The sequence below is a fragment of the Blastopirellula sp. SH421 genome, from assembly GCF_057808535.1.
The window spans coordinates 1,614,641-1,631,667 of record NZ_CM173712.1; the positions used below are offsets into that span (position 1 = coordinate 1,614,641).

Annotated in this window: 17 protein-coding genes; 12 read left to right on the forward strand and 5 right to left on the reverse strand. The window is 56.3% G+C overall.

From position 1 onward, the window contains the following. Nucleotides 1-48: 48 nt before the first annotated feature. Together SH421x_RS06655 and SH421x_RS06660 are read right to left on the reverse strand one after the other, a co-directional pair. The gene (locus tag SH421x_RS06655) at nucleotides 49-2,634 is read right to left on the reverse strand and encodes a hypothetical protein (RefSeq protein WP_488854631.1); all 2,586 of its coding nucleotides are present in this window, start codon (nucleotides 2,632-2,634) and stop codon (nucleotides 49-51) included. A gap of 264 nt (nucleotides 2,635-2,898) precedes the next feature. Then, nucleotides 2,899-3,483: an RsmD family RNA methyltransferase gene (locus tag SH421x_RS06660; RefSeq protein WP_488854632.1), complete on the reverse strand. Its 585-nt coding sequence runs from the start codon at nucleotides 3,481-3,483 to the stop codon at nucleotides 2,899-2,901. A 154-nt stretch (nucleotides 3,484-3,637) separates the two neighbouring features. Between SH421x_RS06660 and SH421x_RS06665 the strand changes: the two genes are divergently transcribed. Further along, on the forward strand, nucleotides 3,638-3,910 hold the full coding sequence (locus SH421x_RS06665; RefSeq protein WP_488854633.1) for a hypothetical protein: 273 nt from the start codon (nucleotides 3,638-3,640) through the stop codon (nucleotides 3,908-3,910). A 120-nt stretch (nucleotides 3,911-4,030) separates the two neighbouring features. Here the strand turns inward: SH421x_RS06665 and SH421x_RS06670 are convergent, their stop codons facing one another. From SH421x_RS06670 to SH421x_RS06680, 3 genes are all read right to left on the reverse strand, one after another. After that, on the reverse strand, nucleotides 4,031-5,563 hold the full coding sequence (locus SH421x_RS06670; RefSeq protein WP_488854634.1) for an ammonium transporter: 1,533 nt from the start codon (nucleotides 5,561-5,563) through the stop codon (nucleotides 4,031-4,033). 553 nt (nucleotides 5,564-6,116) lie between these two features. Further along, entirely contained in the window at nucleotides 6,117-6,722 is a 606-nt protein-coding gene (locus tag SH421x_RS06675) for a TadE/TadG family type IV pilus assembly protein (RefSeq protein ID WP_488854635.1), read from the reverse strand. 24 nt (nucleotides 6,723-6,746) lie between these two features. Further along, complete coding sequence (locus SH421x_RS06680) at nucleotides 6,747-7,238, reverse strand: TadE/TadG family type IV pilus assembly protein (RefSeq protein ID WP_488854636.1); 492 nt, start codon at nucleotides 7,236-7,238, stop codon at nucleotides 6,747-6,749. A gap of 353 nt (nucleotides 7,239-7,591) precedes the next feature. Here SH421x_RS06680 and SH421x_RS06685 point away from each other — a divergent pair, with 353 nt between their 5' ends. The 11 genes from SH421x_RS06685 (at nucleotide 7,592) to SH421x_RS06735 (ending at nucleotide 17,006) form a co-directional block, all read left to right on the forward strand. Continuing rightward, the gene (locus SH421x_RS06685) at nucleotides 7,592-7,777 is read left to right on the forward strand and encodes a Flp family type IVb pilin (protein ID WP_488854637.1); all 186 of its coding nucleotides are present in this window, start codon (nucleotides 7,592-7,594) and stop codon (nucleotides 7,775-7,777) included. 68 nt (nucleotides 7,778-7,845) lie between these two features. Further along, nucleotides 7,846-8,334 (forward strand): TadE/TadG family type IV pilus assembly protein, encoded by a 489-nt coding sequence (locus SH421x_RS06690; RefSeq protein ID WP_488854638.1) that lies wholly within the window; start codon nucleotides 7,846-7,848, stop codon nucleotides 8,332-8,334. Between the two features lie 16 nt (nucleotides 8,335-8,350). Beyond that, nucleotides 8,351-9,937: a hypothetical protein gene (locus SH421x_RS06695; protein ID WP_488854639.1), complete on the forward strand. Its 1,587-nt coding sequence runs from the start codon at nucleotides 8,351-8,353 to the stop codon at nucleotides 9,935-9,937. After that, nucleotides 9,937-11,211, forward strand: a complete 1,275-nt coding sequence (locus SH421x_RS06700; protein WP_488854640.1) for a hypothetical protein — start codon at nucleotides 9,937-9,939, stop codon at nucleotides 11,209-11,211. Before SH421x_RS06695 ends, SH421x_RS06700 begins: the two co-directional genes overlap by 1 nt. 11 nt (nucleotides 11,212-11,222) lie before the next feature. Then, nucleotides 11,223-11,630, forward strand: a complete 408-nt coding sequence (locus SH421x_RS06705) for a Flp family type IVb pilin (protein WP_488854641.1) — start codon at nucleotides 11,223-11,225, stop codon at nucleotides 11,628-11,630. A gap of 130 nt (nucleotides 11,631-11,760) precedes the next feature. Further along, nucleotides 11,761-12,129 (forward strand): Flp family type IVb pilin, encoded by a 369-nt coding sequence (locus SH421x_RS06710; RefSeq protein ID WP_488854642.1) that lies wholly within the window; start codon nucleotides 11,761-11,763, stop codon nucleotides 12,127-12,129. Between the two features lie 174 nt (nucleotides 12,130-12,303). Next, nucleotides 12,304-12,654, forward strand: a complete 351-nt coding sequence (locus SH421x_RS06715; RefSeq protein ID WP_488854643.1) for a Flp family type IVb pilin — start codon at nucleotides 12,304-12,306, stop codon at nucleotides 12,652-12,654. Between the two features lie 233 nt (nucleotides 12,655-12,887). Next, nucleotides 12,888-13,424, forward strand: coding sequence for an A24 family peptidase (locus tag SH421x_RS06720; protein ID WP_488854644.1), 537 nt, complete (start codon nucleotides 12,888-12,890; stop codon nucleotides 13,422-13,424). A gap of 178 nt (nucleotides 13,425-13,602) precedes the next feature. Next, complete coding sequence (gene cpaB, locus SH421x_RS06725; protein WP_488854645.1) at nucleotides 13,603-14,565, forward strand: Flp pilus assembly protein CpaB; 963 nt, start codon at nucleotides 13,603-13,605, stop codon at nucleotides 14,563-14,565. A gap of 66 nt (nucleotides 14,566-14,631) precedes the next feature. Then, on the forward strand, nucleotides 14,632-16,074 hold the full coding sequence (locus tag SH421x_RS06730) for a TadA family conjugal transfer-associated ATPase (protein WP_488854646.1): 1,443 nt from the start codon (nucleotides 14,632-14,634) through the stop codon (nucleotides 16,072-16,074). Then, a complete protein-coding gene (locus SH421x_RS06735) occupies nucleotides 16,074-17,006 on the forward strand; it encodes a type II secretion system F family protein (protein ID WP_488854647.1) in 933 nt (310 codons plus the stop codon). The genes SH421x_RS06730 and SH421x_RS06735 overlap by 1 nt, the downstream gene beginning before the upstream one ends. Nucleotides 17,007-17,027: the final 21 nt, after the last annotated feature.

Genomic DNA, 17,027 nt, shown 5'->3' on the forward strand with positions numbered 1-17,027 from the left:
TGAGTGATCGTTGGCAAGCTGGGCTGATCGCTGCACGATCAGCGTCGCTTAGTGCATGATTTTACGCAAGATCGCTCCCTGGCCGATGCGTGCTTTCGGCTCATCCGTGCGTTCGGCGGCGATCGCCGCTTTCGGACTGATGGCCAGCGCAACCCAGCCGTCGTACATCGCCAATTGGCTCAGCTCATAGGATTGCAATCGCGTATCGTCAGCAACTTGTGGAGGAATGATCGGCAGCGTGCGTTGCTTGGAGAAGACTTTCGCGAAGACGGCTCGCAGCGCGATCTGGCCGCCAAAGCCCAGCTCTGAGCCATCCAGTTTGATCGTCCCCTCGCGAACCAGTTCGGCTCGCAGGCCGTTCACTTGGGGAGAGTAGGCGACGATCACGCGGAAGTTGCGATAGATCCGCTCACCGTTGGCCAGTTCGGCCAAGGCGACCGAGACTTCGACTTTGCCATCATGGATGCGAATCTCGATCGGGTTTTCGTCGGCAAAAACGACTTCGACTCCTTCGGGAAGTTGTTCTAGCAAGCTGGCGTCGGCAATCGGCAGGCGAGCTTCGATCTGACGCACCACATCGTCCAGACGATAGCGGCGGCCGGCCAGCTGCAGTTGTCGAACGCTGTTGTTGAGTGTGGATTCGTGCAATTGCAGGCTAAACGCAGAGTCGGCGAAGGCGACAGGACGCGGCGTGTGGGCCGCAAGCTGCATATCGCCTGCGATCCGAAAACGTCCGATCAACTGATCGCTGGTCGTGCTCATGTCGATGACGGCCGGAGCCAGACCCATTTCACGTAGCGGATCCACAGCCAGGGTCAGCAGCTTCTCTTGCCAGAGATCAACTTTTTCGTTGAGCCCTTCGTCGAGTTGCTGGGTTGCGGTTCGTTCCACCTTGTACTCGACCACATGGCGCGCTTCGCGTTGTTTCGCTTCGGATTGACTTCGTGCGACAGAACGGACGATCGAGCCGAGCAGCGGCACTTCGTCATAGTCGGTACGCAAACCGTTGATGCCGGTTGTCGTTTGAGCAGACGCCGTCGCCGGCGAAACCCAAAAGCCAATCGGATTGATCACGACCTGCTTGGAGGCTTGATATCGCGAGTGTCCATGATTGAAGACGGTCACCGGGCCAGAGTGGCTGGAAGTATTGCTGTTGACCACGCCAAAGACATCCAACTGCAGGCGCCACTGAATCGGATCGGGCGAAAGCCGGAGCCTGAGCTCTGTCTCGCGGCGACTTCGTCCTTGCACGCGATTGCCCAGGATGTTGTCATCCACATCTTGTTCGGCCGGCTCCATCTGCGGCAACAGCGCATCCATGAATGAAGCACTAACAGCGATGCGGCAATTGGCGTTGCGATAGTGTTGATCGATCAACGCGGCGAGTGCGATCAGGCTTTCATCCGAACTGTAGCCAAGCGATTGACACGAATCGGCCAAGCGGATGGCGTCGGTCGTGGCGAGCGTCGTTTCAAATTGTTCGAGCTGGGCTAGCGTCATCGCCAGTGAAACATCTTCCGCCGCCCAGTTTGTTAGCTCTTGCTGGAACGGCGCAAAGCCATAGCCGGCCACAAGTTGTTGTTGCGCTGGGTTCAGGTCCGACGATTTTAGGCGGCGCAGAACCTTGCGAGCGAGCTTGCGTCGTTCGATATCCGAGTACCCAAGCGACATGGCATCACGAATCTGATCGAGCAGCAGAAAGTCGTTCCAGCTTAGCAACTCTCCACCGCTTCGCAGTTCGGCTTCGATCGCGTTCAGTGGTTTTGCCATCTGGGTTGGATCAAGCGGCTTTCTTTTTGATGTGTCTATCGATTGGGCGCATTCGTGCAGAGGACGCCAAATCGCCAAACGACGCTGCAGCGCAAAACCGACTTGCAGCATGTCGGTCCGCTTCCATGAATAGCCAAGCTGATCCGCCAACGTCGACGCGTCATTATGGCTTGCCACCAATCGATCGAGAATCGCAGTTGCTTCTGTCGAGTCGAGCGGAATCCCTTTCAATTGGTCTAACTCTGCCTGCAGTTCAGCGGCCCAGCTTTCGCATTCAGGATGCTGCGCAACGCGTTCCGCCAAAGCTTTCAGCTGCGGTGTCGCCGGCCAGACTTCGGCCAGCGGCTGACTTGACAGGATCGGCTCGGCGATGATCAACCGATTGCGATCGAGCGTTTCTTCGGGGCGAACCGACGTTGCAGCGCGCGGCAATGCCGGCAGGACCGGATCAGGGATATCTGCGGCAGGCGTGGGAGTCTCTAGCGGCTTCGGCTCCACAACAGCCTCTGCGACAAGCGGAGGAGTCGGCAGCGGCGGCGAGAGATCGAGCGTGAATTGCTTTTCGACGCGAGGAGCAAGCTCTGCTTGCTGCGGGCGAGTGCTGGGATCGGCCAGCCTCGGGCCATTGGCCATTGGCTGCTGCGGCGGTTGAGCCAGCGTTGGTTCTCCCTGGGCCAGTGTTGGCGCTTGTGCCGGAGTAGGCTCTCCCTTGGCGAGTGTCGGGGCTTTGGCGGGAGTCGGTTCTCCCTTGGCCAAAGTCGGAACTTGGGGGGGCGACTTCGGCGATACAGCCGGAGTCGGGGGATTGGAACTTGCCGGCGCAGCACGCCGCGCTTCGGCCAGGCGATCTGCAGGTTGGGGCAATTCGGATTGCTGCCACAGCCAAGGAGACGCTGCGCTAAGACCTAGCAGCAAGATGCCGTAAGCCCAATAGGCTGGATGAAGGATTTGCGGGTTCCGCCTAGAAGTCACCGTGATTTGCCCCTCGAGAAGTGGCCTGTCCGCTGCGAGCCCGTATAGGGACGTACCCCTAGAATCGGAATCTTCGCTCACTTAGTGAAATCCGAATCGCGCAAACGTTACCGTGTGACGACGATTTTTCCCAGAGGAAGTGACCTGCAAGTAACGCTAGCTGGTCAACTCGCTGAAATCGCGCAAGATTCCAACCACAGCGGGTGGATACTCGCGTACGTCCCATGCTTCCGCGTGGGGTAAGCTAGCGCAATCGAAACGCTGGTCTGACTCGACCATAAAGATGCTGTCTGGGGGCGCGGCCGCTAGCAGCGTCTTGATCAGCGACAGCATTTCATCCGCTTGGCTGATGAACAGCTCATAGGGGGGGCTGCAAAATACAACCCACGGCGTGTCGTCAAATTTGGGAAGTCGCCGAGCCCAAAAGAAGGTGTTGGCGGCGTACAGTTGAGATCGATTGCTCAGTCCGAGGGCGTCAAGATTTTGGCGGACGAGCCTAGAGGTGGGGATATGTCGCTCAATGAAGGTCGCGCCTACCGCGCCGCGACTGAGTGCTTCGATCCCTAGTGCGCCGGTGCCGGCGAACAAATCGATCGCATACTTACCTTTGATCGCGGGGCCCACCAGGTTGAAGACGGCGGCGCGAACCCGCTGCTTCATGGGGCGGGTCAACTCATCGCCAGAATAGACCAGCTTGGTATTTTTGAAGTCGCCGCCGATGATACGGATCGGCGCATCCAACCGCGGCTCTTTCTCCGAGGAGTGAGGGTTGGATTTCGGTTTCCCAGGACGGCTTGGCATTCCGCTACAATCAATCGTTTGGACATCGGAATAATCGATCCAGACGACCAGAATTGTGGCGCGTCGTCAACCGGATCTGACCAGACGAAATCTCATGACCGACAACAATCAAGCCAGCGAGCTGGAAAACGAAATTCGACGTCATCGGCGAGCCCAGATATTGTCGGTCGCGATCGGCAATGCAGCAACCCTGCTGATGCTGATTGGGTTGATGCTTCAGTGGGGCGTGCTGGCAATTGGGGGAGCGGCGACCACGGCGATCTGCTTTTTCTCAATTCTGTGGCGCGGCTGGAAATCGGCGGCCGCGGCGAAAAAGCTAAGCCAATTTTCAGGGGTAGCAGATCCCCAAGAAAAAACCCCGGCCTGAAAGGGCGAGGCGGAACACCCTTACAGGCCATTGGGGTCGAACTTCTGGCCCAGGCAAAGGCCGAAGTATCAGCGAAAGACGAGTCTGGCCCTCAGGCCAGACTCGTCGTGACATTTCTCATTAGGCGCCGTGGGTAACGACTCCCGGCGAGGTCGATCCCGATCCCGTCGGGCTGCCGCCGGTGCTTCCGCCCAGCGATTCCGAAACCAAGTGCGGCGGGTAGGCATACATGCCGTGTTCGACGATGTCCAAGCCCTTGATTTCTTCTTCGGCCGGAACTCGCAGTCCGATCGTGAATTTCAGCAACAGGAAGATGACCAAGCTGACGCCGAAGGCCCAGCCGAAGCCGGCTGCAACACCGATCGCTTGCGTGATCAACTGAGCCGAACCGCCACCGGTCAGAATCCCGACGTCGCCAGCCCACAGACCAATCGCCAAGGTGCCCCAAGCTCCGCAAACGCCATGCACCGAAACGGCGCCGACCGGATCGTCAATTTTGATCTTGTCGAAGAAGACGCAGGAGAGGACCACCAGGACGCCAGCCACCAAACCGGTGCACACCGCGAAGACAGGCGACATGATATCGCAGCCGGCGGTGATCCCGACCAAGCCAGCCAAGGCGCCGTTCAAAGCAAACGAGGTATCCGGCTTTTTGAACATGATCCACGAGATCGCCAGAGCGCTGATGGCGCCAGCGGCTGCCGACAAGTTGGTCGTCACGGCGATGTAAGCGAAGCTGCCGCCGCCAACCGCGGTGGTGCTGCCCGGGTTAAATCCGAACCACCCCAACCAAAGGATGAAGACGCCGAGTGCGGCCAACGGAATGTTGTGACCCGGGATCGGTTTAATTTTGCCATCGGCAGTGTACTTGCCGATACGCGGACCAATCACCAAAGCGCCGGCCAAAGCAGCCCAACCACCAACTGAGTGAACTACCGTCGAACCAGCGAAGTCGAGAAAGCCCATGCCTTCGAGCCAACCGCCGCCAGCGTACAAGCCGCCCCAGCACCAGCTGCCAAAGATCGGGTAAACGATGAGCGTGATCAGGAATGAGTAGACGAGGTAAGAGACGAACTTGGTGCGTTCGGCCATGGCGCCCGAGACAATCGTAGCGGCCGTTGCGGCGAATACCGTTTGGAAGATCAAGAAGGCCCAGTTGAAACCTTCATTTGAGTTCGTCGCCAAAGCTGCTTCACTGCTGCCGTCAAAGATGAACAGCGTTGTGCCGCAAAAACCATTACTCACACCAAACATCAAACCAAAGCCAACGAGCCAAAACACCAACGAACCGACGGCGAAGTCCATCAAGTTCTTCATGATGATGTTACAGGCGTTTTTCGCGCGGGTGAAACCACATTCAACAAGTGCGAAACCAGCTTGCATAAAGAAGACGAGGAAAGCAGCCAAACATGTCCAGAGAGTGTCGACGTCGCCTTGGAAAGCGGCGAGGTCAGCCGTCAGCGATTCAATCGTTGGAGGGGCCTCTTCTTCTTCAGCAGCTTCTTCCGCCATTTCAGCAGCTGGAGCACCTTCAGCAGCTTCTGCTGTCGCGTTACCATCTTGCGCTCGCAGCGGGGCGGCGATTACCATCGCAACCGCTAGTGCACAAAGCGTGCACCATAATTTCGGATTTAGGGAGAGGGAACTCAACATGGGCCATTACCTTAAAATTGGAGTGAAAACAGTCAGCCTCTATTGCCAGGGCCAATTTTTGAAGGTTCGTCGTTCATGTTTGCCGTGCGAGCAACCGCCTGAAGAACGAACCATACGTGCACGGATCAGGAGAAAAGCAACAGTCGTGCCACGCGGTGCTGGCGCCGTTTATGAAAAAGGCTGAGGAATTAGCGCAAATAGCGACAAACCGTGTAGTCAGAAGTAGTTGCATCCGAAGATGCTTTCTTCATAAACCGGAAAGATTTTGCGCCAGTTGGTCACTTTGCTGCGATCATGCGCATGAGCTCTGCGCGATCTGTTAGCAATCGGCCGCCTAAATCGCAGCACTTTTGCTGGCGATGGAAGATGAACGGACCGCAAACAGCCGTTTCTGTCGATTAGAGGCAGAACGATTTCCAGAACGCTTGAGCGGCTCACGCACGCCTGGAGTCTGCTTGGACTCGACGATGCGAAGAATTTAACCCGCGGTTTCTAGTGCTAGCGTCTAGGCTGCTTGCGTCAAATCGGGTGACGCACAGGCAAAAGCGTGGACTTAAGGAGAAGCGATCGAATCGATTCGGACGATCCTGGCTCGTCCTTCCTCGTCGATCATTGCCACGCTTTCGGCTTGAATTGTATAGGGGCCAAGCGTGAATCCCCCAATGCTGTACTCGCTGGGCGCCTGATAGGCGGAGCGAGCGAGAACCGCATAGAAGTAATTCGGCTGATGCGGGTCAGCTTGGGGGTCAAAAATAACCGTGGGTTGAATTTGGGTAATCGCGCCAAAGACCAAAACGCCGCTAGGCGATCCGTTTTGATTGCAATCGCCGCCGTCCTGATGGTTTAAGCCGGCGTCCGACAGCACAAAGCTGTTTCCCAGGACCGTGTTGCTGGCGGCAAACTGCGCGGCGACTTGGCGAGCCGTCAGGGTCGAGTGCGGAGTGAGCTCAGAATGTTGTCCCCACTCGATCACGCCTGCTAATGCGCCTGCTTCTAATGCGTCTTCGACTTCGGCACGAGCCACCCACAAGCGCCCCGTTTCGATCGTCATCAGCAATCCGATAAGGGCGACCGGCATAATAATGATCAACCACAATACAGAAACGCCGCGTCGCGAGCGACGTGCGAGGGATCGGCATTGAGGATCACGGCTTAACATGAACTGTGTTGCGCTGACGGCAGATTAAGGAGGGGGAGGTCCATCGTGCTGCGGTGGCTGCAGTTGCGTGGCCAGGTGCCGTAGCGTTGTGGTTTGCGACACGATGCGGGCTGAAGTATCGAATCCAAATGTTTTCAGCAGATTGGGCGTAAGTCCGGTCATCGGCGTTTGGACGGCGACGCGGACATAGTTTCGCGAAGTGGGCAGCACATCCAATAGTTCGTGGGGTGCTGGATAATTGGCTCCTGACTTCAACTGCGTAGCGCCCCCTTGGGTATTGTGCAGGAGAGTGATTTGTCGCGCTGGCAGATTTAATGATTCTAGTTGGCGATCAACCGCGGCGATCACCTCGACGGGGGGATTTCCGCTATCGGCCAGCGCAATCCGCGAGGCGACCAAAGCGCCAGCGCGACTGGCCGCTTCTAACCGCTGCAAATTGGCGTAGAGCAGGTAGAACTCAATAACTGCTAGCAGCAGGATAAGTAGTATCGGCAGTGTCAGGACCAGTTCCAGCACAACCCCTCCGCGGGGAGCGGGTGCGGCATGGGCACTTCTTTTCTGGGGAATTGGGTTGAATGGGGTGAGCACGTAAGTGGTTCTGCATAGGCGAAGCAGGTGATCAGCGATAGCTCTCATTAACATGAGAGCTGCGTACGCCGTCAACCGTTTCTCGATGATATCACCGTAAGTTTTGTGATATTGGTCGGTTAAGCAAATAAAAAGTGGTCACTCCGTTGTAAGCGGCAGACCGCGTTATTACCGTATGAGTTAGCCAACGGTGCGCGTTTGGCGAATGCTCGCTGACTTTGCAGGATAGCGAGTTCTGGATGTTACTCCCCCCACCCAGTTCCTACGGATTTCGCGCTACGATGAATTTTTTGACATCTCGGTTACGCAAACTCGCCCGCAATGAGTGCGGCAGCGTGTTTGTTGAGTATCTGATCCTCCTCACATTGATCGGGATCGGGGCGATTGCAGGTTTAGCGACGGTGCGTGGAGCACTGTTGAACGAGTTGATCGATCTGGCGGATGCGATTTCGCAAATCCAGATTTAAAGCTACGCCGCGGTTTGCGGCTGCGACATTTTCACTCGTTTTATGCTTTAGCAGAAATTGCTGCCTGTATGCGCGCTCTGATTTCCAATTTGGCGCCAATTCGAAAACGGCTGCGCTCCGGCGTACAGACGCTGGAGTTGGTTATTGTTTTTCCGTTGCTGCTGATCGCATCTTTGGCGATCGTACAGTTTGCGACCCTCTCAGTATTTGAAGCGACAGTCAACTCGGCGGTTGCCGAGGCGGCCCGCGAAGCAGCCAAAACGATTGATCCGCTCGATGCGCCCCAGGCGGCATTGGCCACCTTCAATCAGGCGATGCAACTTCACGGCATTACCACAAATACGCCAAAGATCGCACTTGCCGTGGATCAAGTCGGCGCGCGTACCGTCTATGGCGACCCGGTTGTGGAGCCTTCGCCCGGTGATGTGATGGGAAATGAAGTCCGCGTGACTGCGGTCGTTTCTCTAAGGTCTGCACCAACTTTGAATTTGCTAAAGACGTTTGGGCTCGACTTCGACCAACGCACCATTGAGACGACCCATGTTAGCGGCGCCTAAGCAGGAGCAACTTGGCATGGATTCTGCCAACGACAAATCGAAGGACGCCGAGCGGCAGATCGCTGCGCCGATTCTAAGTGACCGCTACGCCCTCTCGGCGATGGACTTTGCCGTTGTCAGCTTTTTCGTGATCGCTTATTTGTTGTTTTACTATTTGCCGCTCCCTACCATTGGCGTCTGGCGCAATGTGAGTTTGGGCCGCGTGATCCTTAGCGAGTCAAATTTGCCCGCTCAACCGGTGCAGATGCCGCTTGCTGCGGCGTCGTCTTCTTATCGTGCGACGCAGTGGCTGTCCGATATTTCGACGGCGATGATTGACCGTCTCGGCGGTCCAGAAGCAGTTTCGTTGGCGGCGACCTTGTTCGCCGTGGGCTATCTCTTATTTGTTTACTTTGTTCTGTGCCGCGGTCCTTATCCGTCGCTGCTGAAACTTGCTGCGGTGGTTTTGCCGGCGGGGACGCTGCTGTTTGCTTGGCAAGGATTGTCGCCGGTGCTGATGTCAACAACGTGGTTGGCGCTGTTTCTCGCGCTGCTGGCGATCTTCCCGCGCTGGCGTCAGAATGCCGGAACTCCCTCGCTGTGGAACTGGATTGTTTCTCCGTTGGCGATTATCGCCTGGGCGAACACGCACTGGACATTTATCGCCGGACCGCTGTTAATCGGAGCGATTGCGGGCGGCGTCGCCTGGGATGCGATTCGCCGTAGCGGCAGCATCAGCAAAACGCTTGCCAGCCGATCGGTGCAGTCTTGGGCCTGGCTCACGCAACTAGGTTTGTTTGCGACGCTGCTTAACCCGTGGGGATTTGGAATTTGGGCTGACGCGATCACCCAGATTACACGACCGCTGGATGGGTCGGCGCCGTTGGTCTTGTTCTCGACGCTTGGAGTTGTCTTTGCACTGGCGGTCATCTCGCTGGCCTATCTACTGCGCTGTTCTCAAGTGGCGGTATACGGCGGCGACGTAGGGATGTTTGTTGTCGCCGCAGCTTTGGCTGCCTGCAATACGCACTTTGTGTTGGTATTTGTCGCTGTCGCAACGATGGTATGCCTGCCGTTGACCGACGGCATGTTTCGCCGCACGGCCGAAAAATCAACATCAACGGGGCTGGATGCAGAGCAATCGCAGCGCCCATTGCGCTTCATGTACACGATGCTCTCGCTGTTAGCGATTTGGATCGGTTTTGCATTGAGCCCGCTCAGTGCTGCGGTGTTGGGCGGAACTCCTCGTTTGCTGACGAAAGCAGTCGACGATCCGCCGGTGGGAGTCGTGCAATATCTCAACGAAAATCGGCGCTCGCGATTTGTGTTTGCCCCGGTCGTGTGGAGCGATTGGATTGGATACGCCGTGAGCGACTCGCCTGACCTGTTTGCGACCTCCGATTTTGAGCGTCTGCCGCAACAAGCGAAGTTTGACTATCGCCGTCTCATTCAAGGAGGCGAACAGTGGAAACGCGTGCTCGATCGCTATGCGGTCGATACGTTGGTGATCGATAGGCAGGCGGATGCCGAGTTTGCGACCCAAGTGCTGGGCGAAGTCGATGAGCAGTGGCAATTGGCCTGGGAGAGCGATCGCGCGCTGATTATCCAGCGGAGGATCGACTGATGCCGACTCCTCAAGTAACGCCGCAAGCAACGCCTCCTCGCGCTCTTACGACGCCCTGGTTTATCCTGGTGCAAGCGGCGCTGTTAGCGAGCCTGTTTATCGGCATTGGCTGGGCGCTGTCGCACGATTATCGCCAAAGCCTGCCAAGTCTGCCGGCGCTGCGAAACCAGGCCGAGCTCGTCGCTCCGCAATACGACATGCCAGAGTTGATTACCGATGATCAACTGCGCACCGTCTTGATCCGACTGCGGCCACAGTTTCGACATCAAAAGCCAAAAATCAATCATGTCGACCATGCTTTGCGGTTCTGGGGCGCAGAGGCGAAGTTTGCCGATCCACAGTGCCTGTCGGGCGAAGAGATGCGGCGCCTGCTGACAGATATGAGCGTCTTTCATGAATACTGGGGATCCTACTCGCGTGAGCTGATTACGCCTGGTCCGCTGGGTTGGAGCGTTCGTACGCAACAAGGGGCGGCGACATCCAGTCATGTGGATCACACGCTTGCGACACTGGCCGAGATCGGCACGCCGCTCGATTTTTCGATGCGGTCAGGCGATACATCGCTGACGTTGCGTGATCTGTTGGTCGGAGCACTGCGTGACTTCCGCTTGAACCAACAAGAGTACGAATGGACGGCGATCGCGGCCGCGACCTTCGCCGCGGATAACGCGACGTGGGTCACGCGCGAAGGTGAACGAATCACCTTTGATCAACTGGCGCAGCGAATCATGCGGCAACAATGGGTGCAAGGAGTTTGCTACGGCAATCATCGCTTGTTCACGTTGGCCGCGCTGTTGCGTCTGGATCAGCAGGTCGGAATCTTTCAAGAGAACGCAACACGCGATGAAATTATTGCCCATCTGACCGAAGCGACGCGCCGTCTGATTGAGAGTCAAAGTACGGCCGGCTATTGGGATCAAAATTGGTACAACGCCGAGCGGACGCCGATTGACGAAGGGCTCACAGATCCGCTATCGCGACGTTTGCTAGCAACAGGACATGCACTGGAATGGTGGGCGATTGCGCCTGCCGAAGTGCAGCCCCCGCGTGAGACGAAGATTCGCGCAGGCCAGTGGCTAGCAGCCGAAGTCGAGCAGATGAGCGACGACGTCATCAACGACAACTACACCTTTTTAAGCCATGTAGGCCGAGCTTTGTCGCTGTGGCGGGGAGCATTGCCCGCAGCTCAGTGGACGCGTCTCGAATGCGATCAGGCTTGGAAATCTATCCCGACAACTTCCGGTGAAACCAACGTTTCGCCCCCATCCGAATGAGGTTCGCTAGCATGCGTCTACTAAATCGCCTTTGGTCCGACGAATCGGGTTTTGTTAATTCGGCCGAATTGTTATTGTTCAGCGTCATCGTCGTGATCGGACTGATCGTGGGCCTAACAGCGCTGCGCGACGGGGTGGTGCAAGAGTTGGCTGACACAGGGCAAGCGGTCGGGCAACTCGATCAATCTTACAGTGTGGAGTTTCAAAGCGGCGGCCATCTTCAAGTCATGGGTGACAACGTCATCGTCAACAAAACGTATGGCGGCGTCCAAGTGGTGACGGGATTTCGAAACTTCCGGTACGCAGATTTGCCCGATCTCGGCGACGGCCCCGATGTCGCGGGTTCTCCTCCCGGCGGAATCATGATCAGCGGCAATGACACGGACGAAAGTGGAACTCCGCCAAATCCTGCTCCTTAATCAAAGGGGTCAGGCGTGATCAAAACAGTGCTAGCAAAAAAAACTAGGGATGCCCGCTGGTCACCGCCGTTAAAGTCATCACAATCTACGCTGTTTTACATCAATGAATATGAATCCAACAAAACAAAACATGCGATCGCAAGTCAAAAGCCTGGGGATGCAGCTCTGGCGCGATGAGCGCGGCGTGGTGTCGGCCTACGCGTTGATCTTGATTGCTGTGGTTTTGATTTTGGGTGCTGTTGTCGGTTTGACAAGCTTGCGCGATCACTTGGTGCAGGAGTTTGGCGATCTCGGTGTGGCGCTTGATCGTCTCGATCAATCGTTCGCCTATGAGATCACGGTTACTCCGCCGATGGGACCCCCACTGGTAATCGTTTCGGCCGGCTACGTCGACCAAGACGAACTTGGTTGGAGCGATCCCAGCAATCAAGCTCCAGCGGGGCTCAGCTTTGGTCCGGTTTACCCAGGCGGCGCCGGCGAAGATTCGCCGATTCCCTAAGCAAATAATTTTCCTTGGAATTAAAAACCCGGCCACTTGCAGGACACATCTCGCATAGAGGCCCAAAGACGCACGTTAGTTTTGCTGGGCGACTTCTCATGTCAGCGATGACATCGAGATGAACTAGCAAAGAATTTCCTTCCCACGGTTTCTATTTTTTAGGATGTTTGATTTATGACTCTACTGAAGCGTTTGTGGAACGATGAAGCTGGTTTTATCGTTTCCACCGAATTGATTCTGATCGCGACCATCGTTGTGATCGGTCTGCTTGTTGGTCTGACCGCCGTTCGCGACGCTGTCACCGCTGAACTCTCGGACGTCGCCGGCGCGCTGCAGGAAATGGACCAGAGCTATCGTTTCTGGGGCATCACCGGTCACTCGGCCGCTGTCTCGGGCAGTGACTACGGCGATCAAAAGGATTACTGCGATACCGTCGAAGCGACCGCTGGTTCGATCGACAATTGCATTATCGTCGCCGGCGTGGATACCGACGAAAATGGCGCTGGGCCGATCCCGAATCAATAGTTCGTGGCGTCGAGCACACAGGCAGGGATGTGCATTCATTCCTGACTGCGCATGAAGAATCGAAACGAGAGATCGTCGGCCATTGGGGCGGCGGTCTCTCGTTCGACTTCATTGCTTGCAGAGATGCACCTATTGCGCACTGGATGCGTAACTCATCCCTTCCCCAATAGGGAATGCTTGAAACTGGAAACCAAAGCGATTCGTCGCTGTGATCGAACCAAGATGAGCCGGAAGTGGACAAGCTGAACTTAGTCGCCATCCTCCTGGTCGCCCTGTTTACGGCTGTCGCCTTTTACGTCGATCTGACGTCGGGCAAATTGCCTAACTGGTTGACCATGCCGGCGCTGCTGATTGGCCTGCTGTTTCACGCTGCCGTCAGCGGATGGAGTGGATTGCAGCATTCGTTTTTGGGGGCGCTGGCTGGATTTACGCTGCTGTTTATCTTGTTTATCATCGGCGGCGGAGGAGGTGGGGACGTCAAGTTTATGGCGGCTTTGGGCGCCTGGTTTGGCCCGCTGCTGATTCTCATGGTGTTTATTGCGAGTGCCGTTTTAGCGCTTTTCATCACGATCGCCATTTTTGTGGGAAAGTGGATGTTTCGCGCCAAAACGGACCATGCAGAAGCAAATAGAGCCGACGACTCAAGTCGTCAGAAATTGGATCGGGCACGGCAAACGCTTCCCTACGGAGTGCCGGTTTGTTTGGCAAGTTGGGTATTTCTAATCCTGAAACTGATTATGTTGTTGAATACGCCGCTCGAGAGCGCCTAGGAGGGCCAGATTTCGGCCAAAATAAGGGGGTTTGCTAAGTGAAACCCTCGGCGTGTAAGTAAACTAAGTACCAACGCTCACTTCGGAACAGCAAGAGGTTGTTCCACTTTCTCGGCACGGATCGCCGCTGATTTCAGCATTTAAAACAGCACACGATCGCGTAGCGGAGCGAGCATTCATGTCGTTGAGTCCTGGAACCCTATTGTTAGGCGTAGTCGCCGTCATGTTTGGCTTGTTGTCCGCTTATGTGGTCCGCAAGAATATGATGCGCGAAACGCCGCCGCCGGTGGTCGAAACGGTTGCCCCGGTGAAGACGTTTGTTGTTCCGAAAGCGGCCGCCAATCTGCCGGCTGGCCGCACGCTGACGATGGGCGATGTGGTGATCTATCAGTTCACCGAAAAGCAAATGGAAGCCCAGCCGGTTCCCGCCGGCTTCATGGTCAGCGCTGACCAGATCATCGGACGCACGCTGAAACAAGAGCTGACCGAAAAGTCTGTCTTTACGCCGGATATGTTTTATCCAGAAGGAACCGGGCCAGGCATTGTTCAGGATCTTGAACCGGGACAACGTGCGTTCACCGTTCGTGTCGAATATGACGAAGCGGTCGAAGGGTTTGCTCGTCCAGGAACTAAAGTTGACGTTCTCTTTCGCGTTGACGCAGAGCCAGAAAACGAGTTGCCTGAAACCACGGTAACCTTGTTGCAGGGGGTTAAAGTTTTGTCGTTTGACGCCGATCCTTCGGCCTTGAATCCGATTCCAGATCCTCGAGTGCAACAACAACAGCAGCGTCGAACGGCGACCGTCACGCTGGCGATCCAACCGCCTGAGGTGATCAAGCTGCAGATCGCCGAAAATCATGGCACCTTCGCTTTGGCCCTGGTTTCGCCTGAGGGGGATGTTGCTTCGTACGACGGAGCGCCGCGGACTTTGGGAGAGTTGTTGGACCGTCAGCCTCCGCCGCGGCAGATGATGCGCACCTATCGCGGTCGGACGATCTCGGAGCTTGAGTTCCGCCAAAATGCTGCTGGGCGAGAACAACTGTTCCGCGTTTCGCAAACTGCGGATGAAGTGGACGCTGCCGAGGAAGTTGCTGTCGGAGCGGAAGTCGCCGCGGCAGCGGAAGTTGCTGTCACCAACTAGTCGAGTCTCCTCCTTCCTCCTCGTATCTTCGTAGGCTGCCGCGCGATGATCATGCCGAACAACGCTATGTCGAACGATGCCGCGACCAAGCGAAACATCGATCCGACCGAAATCGAATTCCAGCGTCTAAAGACGTCGCTGCATGCAGAAATGGTTGACTCTCTTGATCTGGGAGCGGTGACCAGTCGAAACGAAGAAGCGATTCGCGGCGACATTCGAAATCTCTCGGCCAAGTATTGCCAACGGAAAAATCTCAAGCTTGATGACGAGACGCGTAAGCGCCTCGAGAAAGAGCTCGACTACGAATTGTTTGGCCTTGGTCCGATCGAGCCGCTGATGCACGATTCGACCATCAGCGACATCTTGGTCAATGGCGCACGTGAGGTTTACATCGAGCGTTTCGGTCAACTCGAACTCACCGATGTGATCTTCGCCGATGACGCGCATGTGCTGCGGATCATTCAGCGTGTGGTCGGACGAGTCGGTCGTCGGATTGATGAAGTCAGCCCGATGGTCGACGCGCGTTTGCCGGACGGATCACGCGTGAACGCCGTAGTTGCGCCGTTGGCGCTTGGCGGACCAAAGTTGTCGATTCGCCGTTTTGGCGTCGAGCATTTGCATCTGGCCAATCTGATCGCGACCGATTCGCTTTCGCAGGAGATGGCCGATTTCTTGCAAGCAGCCGTCGCATCTCGCATCAGCTTTTTGATCTCTGGTGGAACCGGCGCAGGTAAGACCACGTTACTCAATGCGTTATCGTCCTTCATTCCGCATGACGAGCGGATTGTCACCATCGAAGATTCGGCCGAACTTCTGCTGCAACATCCGCATGTCTTGGGGATGGAAACGCGCCCTGCGAATGCCGAAGGCGCTGGGGCGGTTACCCAACGCGATCTGGTTCGCAATAGTTTGCGAATGCGGCCCGATCGGATCATCGTGGGTGAAGTTCGCGGTCCGGAAGCGCTCGACATGTTGCAAGCGATGAACACCGGTCACGAAGGTTCGTTGACGACGATTCACGCCAACGACTCGCGCGATGCGCTGGCTCGATTGGAAATGATGGTCGCGATGACTGGTTTTGAACTGCCGGTCAAAGTGATTCGCCAATACATCGCCTCTGGCATCAAGATGGTGGTCCATGTCGCACGGTTGAAGGGGGGCGTTCGCCGCGTTACCCGCATCGCCGAGATCCGCGAAGTCAACGAGAACGGCGATTATGTGCTGGATGACATCTTTGGATTCCGTCAGGAAGGTCTCGACGATCAGGGACGCGCGAAAGGTCGGTTTTACGCGACCGGCTATTGGGCCCAATGTCGCGAACGATTTGCAGACGCCGGCACCGAGTTTGACGAGAACGTCATGAAGGAACACGAATCCGAAATGATCTACGCCAAATACTTGAACTCGCGCGGCGAAGTCGCCGTGTCAAGCGATGAGGCGGACTTGCTGGATCAGGCGACCGACGCTGAGGAACGAGATTCGGCTGTCGATTTAGAGGGGGACGCCTAGTGCTCGATAATCTCGATCCTAATCTCATTGCGCTGATCATCTTCGCTGGGGTTGCTTCCGTAGCTGCCTTCGTCTTCTTCGCGATTAAAGAGGTCGCGTTTGGCGGAAGCGGCGGCGCGACCGTTTCGACGGGCCTGCGACAATTTCCACCCCGGCGAACTGCGGAAGCGGGATCGTCTATCGGTCAATTCGATCATTGGCTAACGCGAACGCTTTACCTGTCTGGCGTCGATTTTGGTCCGACGATGGCGGTGACGCTGTTGATTGCTGTCGGCTTGACCTGTGGCGTCGCGGCTTTTGTGATCACCGAAGATCCGCTGGTCACCGGTTTGGTGACCGTGCTGGGGATGTTGGCGGGCCTCGGCGTGTTGGTGTGGATCAAAAATCGCCGTCTGCGTGCCTTTCAGGATCAGTTTCCTGGCGCGTTGGAGTTGATCGCTCGGGCGGTTCGCGCAGGCGAAAGCTTTGAGCAAGCGATTGAACTGGTCGGCGAATCAAGCGAAGATCCAATCGGCGTCGAATTTCGTCGTTGCGCCAAACAATTGGAAGTCGGGCTATCGGTGCCGATGGCGATGGAAGGGATGGCCGATCGCGTTGAATTGATGGACGTTAAAATTTTCGCCACCACGATTAGCGTCCACCGTGAATCTGGCGGGGCGTTGCCAGAAACGCTGGATCGACTGGCGGCGGTGATTCGCGACCGGATGGCCTACCATCGACAGCTGCGCGCGATTACCAGCTCTGGCCGAATGTCGGCGATGGTGATTTCGCTGCTCGCTCCGATCTTGCTCGTCTTCTTTCTGTTGTTTCAGCCAGAATATTTTAGCGAGTTCTTCTCGCATCCTTGGGGACGCTACTTGCTGCTGTTCGCGTTGATCAGCGAAGCGCTCGGTTTGTACTTTGTGTATCGCTTGGTGCGGGCTGACTACTAGTCGGCTGTGTCGAATTGAAGA